At 43.5% G+C, this 14,236-nt stretch carries 13 protein-coding genes; all 13 read right to left on the minus strand.

The window, feature by feature from the left end; all coding sequences use genetic code 11:
* Positions 1–19: 19 nt before the first annotated feature.
* A complete protein-coding gene (locus tag B9A32_RS21040) occupies positions 20–1,654 on the minus strand; it encodes a fibronectin type III domain-containing protein (RefSeq protein WP_139795699.1) in 1,635 nt (544 codons plus the stop codon).
* A 97-nt stretch (positions 1,655–1,751) separates the two neighbouring features.
* Entirely contained in the window at positions 1,752–2,858 is a 1,107-nt protein-coding gene (locus B9A32_RS22275; protein WP_084067051.1) for a glycosyltransferase family 4 protein, read from the minus strand.
* Positions 2,859–2,904: 46 nt separating this feature from the next.
* Positions 2,905–3,786, minus strand: a complete 882-nt coding sequence (locus B9A32_RS03765) for a glycosyltransferase family protein (RefSeq protein ID WP_084067052.1) — start codon at positions 3,784–3,786, stop codon at positions 2,905–2,907.
* A gap of 147 nt (positions 3,787–3,933) precedes the next feature.
* Complete coding sequence (locus B9A32_RS03770) at positions 3,934–5,394, minus strand: lipopolysaccharide biosynthesis protein (RefSeq protein ID WP_212637701.1); 1,461 nt, start codon at positions 5,392–5,394, stop codon at positions 3,934–3,936.
* A 78-nt stretch (positions 5,395–5,472) separates the two neighbouring features.
* Entirely contained in the window at positions 5,473–6,420 is a 948-nt protein-coding gene (locus B9A32_RS03775) for a glycosyltransferase family 2 protein (protein ID WP_084067054.1), read from the minus strand.
* 5 nt (positions 6,421–6,425) lie between these two features.
* On the minus strand, positions 6,426–7,175 hold the full coding sequence (locus B9A32_RS03780) for a class I SAM-dependent methyltransferase (protein ID WP_084067055.1): 750 nt from the start codon (positions 7,173–7,175) through the stop codon (positions 6,426–6,428).
* A gap of 202 nt (positions 7,176–7,377) precedes the next feature.
* The gene (locus tag B9A32_RS03785; RefSeq protein ID WP_084067056.1) at positions 7,378–8,304 is read right to left on the minus strand and encodes a polysaccharide lyase family protein; all 927 of its coding nucleotides are present in this window, start codon (positions 8,302–8,304) and stop codon (positions 7,378–7,380) included.
* Between the two features lie 70 nt (positions 8,305–8,374).
* Positions 8,375–9,667, minus strand: coding sequence for an O-antigen ligase family protein (locus tag B9A32_RS03790; protein WP_084067057.1), 1,293 nt, complete (start codon positions 9,665–9,667; stop codon positions 8,375–8,377).
* 80 nt (positions 9,668–9,747) lie between these two features.
* Positions 9,748–10,857 (minus strand): glycosyltransferase, encoded by a 1,110-nt coding sequence (locus tag B9A32_RS03795; RefSeq protein WP_084067058.1) that lies wholly within the window; start codon positions 10,855–10,857, stop codon positions 9,748–9,750.
* A 6-nt stretch (positions 10,858–10,863) separates the two neighbouring features.
* On the minus strand, positions 10,864–12,063 hold the full coding sequence (locus B9A32_RS03800) for a carboxylate--amine ligase (RefSeq protein WP_084067059.1): 1,200 nt from the start codon (positions 12,061–12,063) through the stop codon (positions 10,864–10,866).
* A 3-nt stretch (positions 12,064–12,066) separates the two neighbouring features.
* On the minus strand, positions 12,067–12,996 hold the full coding sequence (locus B9A32_RS03805; RefSeq protein ID WP_170923693.1) for a polysaccharide deacetylase family protein: 930 nt from the start codon (positions 12,994–12,996) through the stop codon (positions 12,067–12,069).
* A 74-nt stretch (positions 12,997–13,070) separates the two neighbouring features.
* Positions 13,071–13,667, minus strand: coding sequence for an arsenate reductase/protein-tyrosine-phosphatase family protein (locus B9A32_RS03810; protein ID WP_084067061.1), 597 nt, complete (start codon positions 13,665–13,667; stop codon positions 13,071–13,073).
* Positions 13,664–14,038: an LbetaH domain-containing protein gene (locus B9A32_RS21290; protein ID WP_170923694.1), complete on the minus strand. Its 375-nt coding sequence runs from the start codon at positions 14,036–14,038 to the stop codon at positions 13,664–13,666. The genes B9A32_RS03810 and B9A32_RS21290 overlap by 4 nt, the downstream gene beginning before the upstream one ends.
* Between the last annotated feature and the right edge of the window lie 198 nt (positions 14,039–14,236).

Raw genomic sequence — 14,236 nt, forward strand, 5'->3', positions numbered from 1 at the left:
TGTTATTTGCCCATAATTTTTAGCGGGCAGACACGATGATTTCATCAATATAGATATAATCATAATTGCCACTTGCATCGCACCGGAAGCGCAACTTCATAGCCGTGGGAAAGGCATAGGGCGCCCCCTTTGTGAGAACGATACCTTCTTCCTGGTAAAAGGAATTGTTGGAAAAATCTGATCCAGCCACATAGGTTGCCACAGTGTGCCACCGAGTGCCGTCATAATACTCAACAAAAAAATCCTCCCCGGATTCCATACTCCTGGGATAGAACCAAAATTCAATTTTAAGCTCTGTATAACCGGGGCCATCAAGGTTCACGCCCTGGGCAGAATAAAATGAAGACACTGTGCCGCTGTTGTCCCGAATCTGAGCAGCATAGGAGCCCTGGTGGGAATATTTTGTGGAAGTGCGGCTACAATCACCGCCACCGTCAACATAACTGCCCCAACCAGACTCAAAATTATCCTGGGTCAATACAGTCCACTGGACAGGTGCCGGTGGGGCCGGGGGAGTGTAGGTCACGCTGAGGGTGGCTGTGGATTCGTTGCCAGCAGCATCCTGGGCTTTGACAGTAATGACATTGATGCCTTCCACAAGATTAATTTCGGATGTGCTCCAGGAGGTTGTACCGGATGCGGTGCCGCTGCCACCGGTGCTATTGATCCAAGAGACAGAGACAACGCCTTCATCATCAGTGGCAGACCCTTTCACATCAACGGACGGCACATCGACAACCATAAATGCATCCGAAGTGGGGAACGAGATGGATACCACAGGTGCCAGGGTATCCACATTCGTAGTTATATCCCCTGAGGTGGTGAATTGAACCACATTGGAGCTTGTACCTTCACCAGCAGCATTATATGCCCTTACTACAAAATGGTAGGTTGTTCCACTTGCAAGCTTAAGGTTTTCAAAAGCGTATTGCAAAACGTTTCCCACATCCACGCTACTGCTAAGAAGATTTACCGAGGTGCCGAAATATATTCTGTAACCGTCAACAACGCCACTCGCAGCATCCCATTTCAGCACACTTTTCCCGACACCTGAAGTGTCCTCAGGAATTGTGAGAGTCACCTCAGGAGATGAATATCCACTTTCATTACCAGCGCCGTCAACCGAGGTGACCGAAAAATAATAAGATTTCTGAGCATCTACATTATAAAATATATAATTTTGATCATGAGTGGAAATAGGCAGCCCATAATCTCTGCTGGCGCTACCATAATATACTCGGTATTCAATTACATCAGTCTGTGTATCGCTCCACGACAGTCGGATATTTGCACCATCGGCCTGTGCAGTCAAATCCTGTGGAGATAGCGGTGGAGTACTGTCTCCGGGAAGAGGTACGGTATAAATAAGCAAATTCGATTCACGACTTTCCCCAGCACTATTGTACGCTTTCAACGTGAAATAATAAGTATTTCCTTCGGTCAAATTCAAAGTTGAAAGCGGCAACTCAAGGACATTCCCCACGTCCACTGTCAGTGAATGGTCGTCCGGTGAAGTTCCGTAATAAATTTTGTATCCAGTCACATCCCCTGTTGCTGGATCCCATTGCAGCGATGGCTCAGCAGCAAAAAGGATAGCATTGAAAACCATGGCCAGCAAAAAACTAAACATTACTGTACGAAATTTAATTATCATTTTTGTTTCTCCCTTCAAAGGTCTATTTAGGAGGTAAAATATTTTTCATCATAAAAACTTTCAAGCAAACTATATACCATATTACCTTTTCCAGATTTCACACATGTAAATCATCGTATAGACGGCAGTAATCACTTGCCATTTTTTTTGCAGTAAATTTTTTAATAATTTTGCGCACCGCCAATCGGGACATTTTATGGTACTCATCTTCATTTTTATGAAAAAAAAGGCATTTCATGGCAAAGTCATGAGCGGTTCTTTGCTCCATCACAAAACCATCACGACCATCATCGATGATTTCACGTATTCCACCCACATCTGGTGCGATGACAGGTATCCCATGGGACATAGCCTCAAGAATAGTCATGGGAATACCCTCATGAAGAGATGTATTCAGATAAAGATCAATAGTTTTGTAAAACGCTTCCATGTTATCTAAATGTCCCAAAAACTCAATTTTTTTTCCCAAACCATGGATTTCTGCCAACTCACAAAGCATCCCCTTTTCTGGACCATCTCCTGCCAGTTTGAAAACGATATTTTTGTCCCGATGGCAGGAAATCAATTCCACAATTCTCAGCATCAACCGGTAATTTTTCACCGGAACCAGCCTTCCGGCAGACCCGATGACAAAAGGGTTAACACATAACTTTTGACAACAGGTTGCAGGCCGGATACCATTGTGAATCACTGCGGTATTGTTATATCCAAAAAAAAAACGCTTTTTCACTAAATTAGCAATATCCTTGGAAACCAGTACTGTTTTATCAAAAAAAAGAGACAGAATCAAAAAACTGGCGTCAGTTAACACCCTTCGCCGAATATTAATGTGCGAATCATAATTTTCAGGCATTCCGTGCTGGGTAGCAATTAAGCATATGTCGTTGTTGACAGACCTGGAAGCCAGAAAGGCCAAAAAGTGCTCTTTGTACCGATGAGAATGAAGAATATGAGGTTTAAACTGCAAAATAATGCTTCGAATACGACAAAAAATATGAAAAAAAGATTTTTGGGTTTCATCCACAACCCATACAGGTACCCCCAGCATCCGAATTTGGCGCTCCAGTTCCCCATAATTGAGAAGGATCACGCCGAGTTCACAGGCATTATGCTTTTTGCATAACTCTTGAACAAGGGAAAATACCATAGCTTCGGCTCCTGCCCATAAATCCCCGGAAACAATTTGAATCACGCGGTGCGTCATCCCCGTTCCTTCATTTCATGTAATTGAACGACATTTGTCATTTGTTTTAATCCATTCCATGGGATAATGCCCTCAATTTTCGTTTAAACAAAGCCTGCCTCGCTGCCCAATCAAAACGAAGAATTTGCTTTTGTTGTTTCATTTCATGGTGAAGGCGGGTACGGTTCTGGACTGCCTGGATAATTCCCCGGGCAATATCATCGGCACAGGGCTTGACATAGACACATCCACGATCAAAATATGCTTTTAAGGCTGCGGTATCTGACAAAACCAGGGGCTTTTCCACGGCAACGGCCTCATAGGCTCCACATAACAAACAATTTTTTCTAAAAGTCAGATCCATAATAACATCGGCGGAAGATAGTCGCTCCCAATAGATTTCGTCGGGTACAAACCCCAAAAACTGAAGGTTGGCAGGCTTGTCATCAAGAGGAATGTTTCCTCCATGCCGTCCCGTCACCTGAATTATGATATTGGAATCAATTTTTGCGGCGGCCTCAAACACCTCACGATATGGTTCATCACAACTAAATGTACAGATGTACAACACATTTATTTTTCCATTCACCGATTTTTTCTTAAAACGTTGAGAATAAAAACAGGGAGGCAGCGGCACTGGATCCTGAAGAACAAACCCCCGTCCTCTGTTTCCATGAACAACATCCAACAGAGCGCGATTGGTCACCACCGTCAAATGGGCCTTTTTTTGAAGCCAGCGGGAAATCCTCATCAGCAGGGGCACCTGTCCTTCTGCGGGATAAATGCCGCTGTTATGAGCATCTATGACTATTTTAAATCCCAATATCCGACTGAGCCAGATGGAAACAGAAGCAAGCACAATGGATGGGTTTTGAACCACCACCACAGCAGGGCGCTCCCGAAAAAGAACTTCAAGGGTACGGATCAAAGATTTCAGATAACGTTGCAATCTATTTTCCCCACACTCTATCTCCACCAAAGGCCAAGCAAGCGCAGCAGCAATCCCACGATTTCGACTCTGACGCTCCCAAGTAATCCAAATCCCATGAACTTTTTCCATGTCCCTCCGTGTCACACTCAATGACGTACCTCGCATTTATCTCCACCCCGGTATCCGGCCGTGAAACCGAAGCAGAACTTCCCGCAACTTGTTTGTCTCTGCATGGTTATAAAATCTACACAGATAAAGCAAAAATGGAAACATCATTACCAATACGATTTTGACTCCCATGGACAAATACGAGCATCCCAGATGAATTTGGCCCGCAGTCCAATAAATGGCTGTAGCAAGCAGGATAATTTTTATCAAACGCTTCCACTCATAGGATACCGGAAAAATCCTATTGGAAAGGAAATAACAAATTATCAAAAGAAAAAAAGTCGAGATAACAGTGGCATATGCAGCCCCCCAATACCCATACCATGGGATGAGAAAATAATTGAGTATTACATTCATTGCCGCAGCACCTGCAACCATATAGCCGATCCACTTGGTTTTTTTGCGAATCAATATCCCCACTTGAAGTACGGCATTGCCTGCCACAAAAACATAAGAAAGCAAAATCAGCGGCACCACCCCACCAGCACTCCAGAACGCCCTATCAGACATAATGTGTATGACATCCTGAATCAACACAGCAATGCCGAGTCCGGCGAACACTTCCAAGAAGACCAGATAAGTCATGACACTGGATACAAACGCCTGTGCACCTTCTCCATCGGCCAACTCGAACATTTTAGGTTGAAAAATAGACAAAAAAGGTTCTGTGATCATGGGACTTAAAATCATACCGAACTTATATCCCAGACTGTAAATTCCCACATCCGAAAGCGATACAAAACGCTGTAAAAAAAATCGGTCCGTGAAATTAAGAACAAAATACCCTAAACCTGCTGGTATAAATGGCAAGCCATAGAGAAGCATCTTTTTAAACCAGTCCCATGAAAAATGGATTCCGCAATATTTCAACGTATAAATTAAAACAAAACAACCGATCCCTCCCTGGCTCAAAATACCACTCAAAATAATACCTTGTACTCCCCATCCCAGTATCACCAGAAAAAAAATATTTAATCCCAAGGCTATTATAAGCTGTAGCAAGGAAAGCATTGTGAAAAGAAACGACTTTTGCTGTGCCCTTACAAATGAAAGAGGGATTTCATTGACGATAGAAATCATCATGCTGATGAATATTAATTTAAAAAGAGTAGTATTTTCAACCCCCTGGAATATCATCATTGAAAAATGAGATGCATTGAGAATCAGAATAACAGTGGCGCAAATGGAGATAATCCATACAGAGATAAGGGAGGTACTAACTATCTGTCTTCGCTGGAAGGAAATATTGGTTTCATAATAAAACCGCATCACCGCCTGACCTATCCCTGCCGCCACAAACATACCCACCACATAGGTAGTTAGTTCCAGAAGCTCCAGGGTCCCATATGCCTCAGTCGTAAGATAACTGGTATAAATGGGAATCAAAAAAAAGGCAGCAAGTTTTCCCAAAATCCGGCCCACTCCGTAAACCATAAAGTGTTTACCTAAAGATTTCATTTCCACGTAAACAGACAAACTAACTCCTTTATTTATGATAATTTTTCATATTCCCCAAGTGTAATTTTTCCCAGACAATCACCATCTCCCTTCAAAAAAACGAAAATCTTGCTTGAGTTTTTTGACCATGCTGTTGGATTTTAAAAAAGGAAACGGAGGAAGGCAAAGGAAAATAAAAAGAAAAATTCGGTAGTCGTGGGAATTGTTTTTCAATGCTTTGAAAAAAGCCCCCAGAGCAGAGAGGTAGCTTCCCATTTCATAATGATAATACCCTTGATCAAAATAGATCAATCCTTTTTTCTTACGGACCACCGGTTCAACACATTTTTTTACCCGGGAACCATAGCGAGAACATAACAGTTGAATATTGATCAGTGAATTACGAAAAATATCCTGTTTATTCCGGGTCAAACGACAGGGATGATCCCGTACCAAGACCAAGGGTTCATCAATGAGCCGCACCGGATAATTCGCTGCAATGCGGATCCATAAATTATCATCCTCCGCATAGACCATAAATTCTTCAAACATACCCTGCTCATCAAAAACGGACTTTTTCACCATCACTGTGGGGGTACCTACCCCACTTAGCAGCAAAATATTTGCTGCCAGGTTCCCATTCAGAAGCTTTTTTTTATTTATTTCCCTGCGATAAATACCGGTTTCATCAAAAAGAGAATGCTCGGTAAAAACCATTCCAAGGTCAGCATCTCTCTTAAAGAGTTCAACCTGTTTTTCCAACTTTTCAGCCATCCACACATCGTCGGCATCCAAAAAGGCAATCAAGTTCCCCTTTGCATTTCGAATACCGAAATTCCGGGCATGAGAAGGACCAGACTGGGCTTGATAAAAATAACGAACTCTTTTACCGTACCCTTGGACAATCTGCCGTGTGTTATCTGTTGAACCATCGTCCACCACTATAATCTCATAGTTCTCAAAGGTTTGAGAGAATACACTGTCAAGGGCTTTTACAAGATACTTACCACTATTGTATGTAGGGATAACAACACTTACGACCATCATTATTTTTAACCTACTTTATGGTTGTTTCTATTCACAGTTGAAACGCTGGTGTAAAGGAATTCACTTAAGCCCGATGCAGCTTTTAATCTTCTTCGGAAAGAATCAGATTGAAAATCATTGCGCCAACATTCCTTAAAACCCTCCCAGCTATCATATTGAATTTCAAAACCGGACTGCTGAATAAACTTGCGAATTTTTTCAATGGTAAATGTATGAGGATGTCCCCGGTCAATTTGGAGCCGGGACGCAGCACGGTGCAGGAAATATCCGATAAACGGATGTAGATTCACAGTTAAATATAAAATGCCACCGGATCGGATTACCCGGCTAATTTCCGACATGACCTTGTGAATATTTTCCACATGATCAATAACATTTTCGACAATAACAAGATCAAAGGAAGCAGCTTCAAAGGGAAGTTCTTCCCCCCTGACGTTAAGGTACTTCACATTTTCACCCCGATATTGGGTAAGGGCCTTCTGGGAAGAATAAAAATCACAAAGAGGATCTACTGCAATTTTTTTTTCGGCACCCAGTGCAGAGACAACGCCGACAGGACCACTACCCACCTCAAGAACGTTTTTTCCAGCAAAAGAAACACTTTGCATATCAAGGGCATCCGCGATATTTTTTAGCATCTTCCGGGCACGCCATTGATACCAGCTTAAATCTGAACCTTCATGTGTCAAAGCCTTGGTTGCCCAATGGCGTTTTTCATACACCTGTGCGGAATTCCATCTTGTTTTTTCAGCCATCGTTCTTCCTTTTTTATAATCTGTAAATTTTCCCCGGCCCGTCGTCCCTCCTCACATTATGAGAAATGCCCGGTGGAAACGAAAAAAATCGGAACAAATACCCGACAAAAAATGTGCCCCAGACAATTCTGAAAAACTGAAAGGGGCAAGAAAACCAAGCTATTTTCTGGATATCAATGTCAGGACATCTCAAAATATATCTTTAAGGTGTTATATTAATCTTAAAATTTTGCGGTGGACCCGGAACTGCCACGCTGGAAATGGGCCCAACTTTTTCGGTGCTGATCACAATATCATCCCAATACCGAAATTCATTAATATGCCCAAGGCTGTAATCTGATCGAGATACATCCACTTGCCGTCCCACCTCCACGACCCCAAGACCGATATTGTTCTCAACATCGGAGGGAGATCTCAACGCAAGGCCAGTTCGATCAAAGATCAAAACAGGATCGCTGCCAGATGCGGACATCCAGACTTTTAGACTATCATTGCCATAGGAAGCATATTTAGCCTCCATTTCCAAGTAATACCACTGATTGGGATAGACATGGTTGTTTTTCGTATCGAAACCAGCAGAACCATCGTCTCCCCACAAGGTTGTTCCTGTACCCCCTGCATTTCCATAAGCCACACTCACATTGTATCCATTTTGAGTGCAATTACTTCCCCAAGGCCAAGCCACTATGAAAAAAGCCCAACTCCCACTCCCCCACCCTTGGGGCTTAAAGTAAACCAGTTTCCTTTGAATTATAGGATTGTTACAAAAATGATCTTCTGCAGTCTCAATCCGGAAATAACCTCTAAAAAAATAGTGGGTTACATTCCCTGAAACCTTATAAATCAAGCTGGTATTATTATCCTGATGCAGTTGACAATCTCCCCGGGGTGAGTCATCCAGGACATAATTCACCCGGACAGACTTTGAGCCAGAATGGACCACATCCGTTATAAAATCAACGGTGGTATCTGTACAACAATTGGTGTTCTGCAACCAGAGAGAATAGCCCTCGGGTCGACTCCCTTCAAAGTCATCTTTAACCAAGACCTCAGAAAAAACGCCGGAGGAGGAAAGGAACAATCCCATCACAACCATTGAAATGAGTTTTATTATTCTTTTAAAGGCCATTTTTTTCTCCTTAATTGCTTTTGATCATTAATAAAGATTTTTTCCCGACACAACTTAAATCTTGCAATTTTTATACCTCCAACATTTCTCTATTTTTTTCACTATTACTTTTTTGCACCCGAATGTTGGCAATGGCATCACTTAAAGCTGCCAAAAGAAACACATGAGGATAATAAATTGTGGTAATCAAACAACCGGAAACCACAAATGCAACCACACAGACAATCATCATTAACCCCGCAGCTACCATTTTTTTGTCTGGTGTTGCAAGATTTCGGGAATAATTAATTGTCTCAAGGTTGACCCGAAAAATAGTAAAAACCAAAAAAAAATAGGAGAGCCCCATCATCCCGGTCTCCGCCAATGCACAAACAAAATTATTATGGCTAACAATGGCGGCACGATATTTTCCTGTCTCATCCTCGTATTGGGAATAACTGTTTGGAGCATACTGCCCAACCCAGGCAACCGGGAAATTCCCAAGCCCCACGCCCAGGAACGGATGGTCCAAAAACATTGCAAACCCTCCCTCCCAGAGCATCAGGCGCTGGTTGGCCGTGCTATCCTGTTCATAGTTTTTGGCACTCTCAAATCTCATTTTATATTGCTCCGGGGCAATACTCCAAAAAATAAAAACGCAGACAGCAATAGCCAGAAGCGCAGCCAAAATTTTTCTCAATCTTCCAATAAAAAATAAAATGGAAGCAAAGGCCAGCAGAAGCGCAAGAGCAGAAGCGCGAGAGCCAGTGCAGATAACCGACAGGACAAACCCCGCAGCTATCATCAACGCCCCCATGCGAATCCATGTTGACTTGAAAAATCCGATTAACAACAGAGTTAACGGCACCACGATGGTCAGGGCCACGCCAAAATCACCAGCGTTTCCCAAAAAACCTGTGGAACCTCCACCAACACCCTCACGAATATGATAAGCAGCAAAATCTCCTCTCATCAATGTCAGATATGTCCGGATCTGCCAAAGGGCCAGCTTTAGATGAACCATCACGAAAAACGAAATAAAAACAACAAGTTTTCCTTCAGTGTCAATGGTTCTGGACAAAAACAGATAAATCGTTCCCGTCAGTAAAAGAGTGATAAACACATCCCAAGCGACACCTGGAGAGATGGCAAAGGGGATGGACAACATACATACAAAAAGCCAGATCAGCAACTTACGGCCACAACGATACCGGATGTTATTTGTGCCTGACAACGATACAATAATACATACGATTCCCAGCAGTTTGCCAATATGCAACCTGGACAACACCGGATACTGTGCAGAAAGCCTCCAATATTCATACGCAACATAGGTTAATATTAACAAAAATGAAAAATTAATTTGTTTCAGATAATAGCGCATGGTTCGGCACCAAATAGTTTCAACTTATCTGCTTTTACAAGCAAAAATGAAATTCAGACATACTTCTCTCACATGGATTATCATGGGGAGGAATGGAATTCATGATAAATGCGCTGATATTTTTCTACGGATTTTGCAATGGAAAATCTGGCCTCCACGATCCGGACAGCATTTCGTCCGAGCAAATCCATTACGTCGGGTCCATTTATCAAGTCCAACAGGGTGTCTGCCATAACATCGGGATTTTCCGGTTCTATCAATATGCCGCAGGAACGGTCAGCAATAATTTCTTCAGGGCCACCGCTTTTCGTTACCACCACAGGTTTTCCACATGCCATGGCTTCTATGGTTGCAATGGAAAATCCCTCGGATCGGGAAGGTAAAAGAAAAATATCAACTCCGTTGAGCAATGTGACAGGCTCCGACAGGAACCCTATAAACAGGACACAGGTCTCCAAGCCCAGATCTTTTCGAAGAGCCAGAAGGCGTTCGTACAATGGCCCAGAACCCTCCCCTGCAATAAAAAATTTTACATCCTTAATCTTTTTTTTCAACCGAAAAGCCGCCTGTAGCAACACATCATACCCTTTGGGTTCCCGAATATTTCCCACGGAACCAATGAGAATGTGACGCGGTGACAAGGAAAATGCTTCCCGCAGAAAAGAATCTTTATAATACCTGAATTTTTGGGTATTCACCCCGTTATAAATCACCTGGGTCAAACGCGGCCTTATCCCGTGCCGTTCCACATAGGTGTTTTTTAACCCATGTGATACAAACACCACCCTGCGGGCACCCCAATTGATAATCTTGAATTTAAATTTTAACAAATGAGAATGGCCGGACACATCAACATAACCGTGAAATGTGGCAATAACTGGAGTACGGGTGATGATTCCCGCTATACTGCAATACACGTTGGCCCCAAACAAATGGGAATGGATCAAATCTATCCTGTATTTCCGGACAAGTCTTACGAGTACGCGGAGATAGCTCAGGGCAAAAGAGCCTCTGGATTTAACTACGACGGGAGAGAAGCCTTTTTTAGTCAATTGATCAAAGAGCCAGCCAGTATTTGAAACCACGGGAATGGAATGAAACCGAGTCGGATCAATCCTCGTAACCATATCCAAAAAGACCGTTTCCGCCCCCCCGGGACCTGAAGTATCAATGACATGCAAAATATTCATCTGTTTCTATCGCCTATGAATCAACTGGGTAGCATAGCTTTGGATTTCAAATAAGAAAGGCCCCAGATCACGGGGGTCTAATACATCAAACCAAGTCTTTTGAAATGCCTTCCAGGCACTGGGTCGGATCGGTGCTATCGATGCTTTTTTCCTACCCGGCTTTATCCGTATAAGAAAATGATCCAACAACCCCAGTATCCATACAAGCCTTGTTCCAATTTCATACCTGGGGGGGCGATTGGGAAAAAGGCCCTTTTCCATATACGTCATAAGGAGCAGGGGGAAATCCACACCGGACTGCACCGCCAGCTGCAAAGATCCCCACAAACGTCCATTGATTTCCATTAACTTTGCCTTGCCATCTCTGGCATCCCTTTTAAACTCCACCATGGCCACTCCCTGCCAGCGCACCTCAGAAAGCAATATCCGAGAGGCTTCCACCATCTCTGGATCCAGAGGAACACTTTCACTGTATACACTAATTCCACCTGAAGGGGGCTTTTCCAATAAACGTCTGTGACTGAAAAGCGCCAGATGTTTGTCAGTATCAAAAAGGGTGAATAAACCGGTCCCGGGTCCGTCAATCTTTTCCTGGACCATAAAAGGCCCAACAGTAGTGCCATGACGTTCATACCACTGCATGAGGGAGGATTGATCTTCTGCATAACAGACCTGGGTGGAAACAAAGCCAGTATCATGATAAATTTTTGACATTCCAGGTTTGATCACCACAGGAAAATCAAAGTCCCCTTTTTCGAGCAAATCAAAAAAATCGAATGGAGTAGAAATAAACGAGGTCTTTGGAACAGCAATATTTTTTTTAATCGCAAGCTTAAACACATGTAGTTTGTCAAAAACAGCCGCAAGTTTTGTGGAAGACTCATCAATGATGCGGGTTTTTCCGAACCGCCCTTTGTCCTTTTGGGATAATAAAAAAAGTGCAGGTTCCGTCATGGGTAAAACATAATCAATGTTCTCTTTATCCAGGAGCTCTTCCATGGCTTGGATGAACTTTTTCGGTTCTGCTTCCGGAGAAGGCATTTGAAACGAGAGGGAACAAAAACGAGATGCCGAAGATATGTTTTTTCTCTTTCCTCCAGTAACCATAACCCGGTAACCTGCCCGACCCAGGGAGCGGGTGGCCGCAAGAGAAGATCGATTCTCTCCCTCTGTGATGAGAATGGTTTTCTTTTTTTCAATCTTCATTTTTTACCTTATCAGCAAACGCCACATGAAAAGCGCGTCTGTTTTTCCCACATCATTGTGAATTCCGTTTCGGGGTAACTCAAAGAGATCTTGACCGGCATGGACCCACCCTCTTCGGGTGGTCACCGCCGCCGCAAACCCTGCCTCACGTACAAGGTCAGAGATTTCCGGAGTAAAATTCCCATTGGGATAGGCAAAATAATCCACAGATCGATTTAGTCGGCTTTCGATCTCCTGTTTGGACTGTAGAATCTCTTTTTTTGCTTCCCAAGGCGGGATCTGGTCCAGCAGGCAGTGGGATACCGTATGGGCACCCAAATCAATACGCCCGGTTGCCGTCATTGTGTCCACTTCTTGCCAAGTCATCATCACACGATCATCAATTCGATTTGGGAAAATCTCTTTTAATTCTAACAAAAGCGTATCCCTGGAGGTTTCTGAAATTTTTTTAAATCCGCCAATTGCCCTGTCAATGATAAAGGTGGGGGACTGGTGTGACGTCACACCTTCTTTTTCGAGTATCCTCTTAACGCCCATTGGAAGCAATGCATCTCCACGTCCACGGGAAAACCACTCTCCCAAACAAGCGGCCAGTTCGTCAGGCCAGAACCTTCGATCCGTATTCATGTATCCCGAGGTCAGAAAAACGGTGGCTGGCAGTTTGTACCGCTCCAGGATGGGAAACGCATGGGTAAAAGTATCTTGCCACCCGTCATCAAAAGTGATGACACAACAACGTGATAGACTTCTTTCTGTTTTTAAATAATCCAGCATACTGCCCAAAGAGATGACATTGAACTTTGTTTTTAATAGTTTCATTTCTCTTTCAAAGGTGTCGGTGGAAACATACATACCCGGTTGAATCAAGTGCATACCCTTCCATCCAGCAGGCAGCACCCGGTGGTACATCAATATCAACCCGCCCTGTTTCAATATTATACCTGAAAATTTATGCAATACTCTGGATTCATATAGCATTCTAACCAACATCGATTTCATTACCGGCATCACTGTCTTCCAATCTCTTTAAGTAGCGCTGTCAAGGCGTGGTCAATGCACTTAAAAACCTGATAAAACTCACGTTCCGTTCCACCGTAAGGATCATCAATATTACAAAACAGGGATCGAGGAAAGGGGGCAAAGGGTCTTAGAAGCACAACTTTTTCCTTATTTTTACATTGCTTTTTTAGCCTCAGGTGCTGGGGATAAGCCATGGAAAAAACTATATCTGCTGCATCCAAAGCTTCTTGGGTGATTCTCAAAGCTCTATGATCCCTCAAATCACATCCGAACCGTTCTGCCGCAATAACCGCTTCCCGGGGAGATTGACTCCCTTGGTCCACATCCAATCCATAAGATTTAAAAATGAGTTTCTGCTCCCCAGCCAGCTGCCTTGCCCTATGTTCAGCAAAGACGCTGCGACAGATATTCCCTTTACAAAGAAAAATAATATTTTTTACGTCAACCCTCTTTTTTTTAAACAGATTGATGTCCAGAAGATAATATCGCACGGATTGAATCAAATTGTCCTTAAAGCGTACAGCCTTTTTTTTCCAGCGATTGGGAAGGTATCGTCGGAGTGGTTTTAACAATGTTCGAATCATTTTGTACCGCCCGCATGGGCCAAGGGTCGCCCTATAAGTGCACGGTTATCATAATTTCTTTTGATTACCCGGGCCGGTGCCCCCATAACCAGCGTATGTTTTTTGACAATGCCGCAGGCGGGTATCACCGCCCCGGGGGCAAGGGTTGTATCGTCCTCCACCACCGCCCCATGGTTAATAACAGCATGGGAACCCATCCATACACGAGCACCCACCGTAGTGTCATCATCCAGCTTTACTTGCTGGTGCACCGAACACCCGGGTCCCATGGTGCATCGGCCAATTTTTATGCCGCCAAAATGACCAATGTACAACCCTTTTCCAATGGTGGCATGGCGGTGGATATCAATACCATATAACGTCTGAACCATCGCGTGCAACACTTCATATACGACCAAAAACAGATACCGTAGCGGTATAAACCCGAATGATGATAATTCAGTGCGGGCCCAGGCGCCTAGCCGATGAACCACTGTTGTCTGAAAACCAAACTCATAATAGAAAAGATGGAACTTCCGAAGAAAGGTGCTTTCATGCACCCGGGACGTAAGCGACAGATATCTGCCCCA

Source organism: Desulfocicer vacuolatum DSM 3385, assembly GCF_900176365.1.
Lineage (GTDB): Bacteria > Desulfobacterota > Desulfobacteria > Desulfobacterales > Desulfobacteraceae > Desulfocicer > Desulfocicer vacuolatum.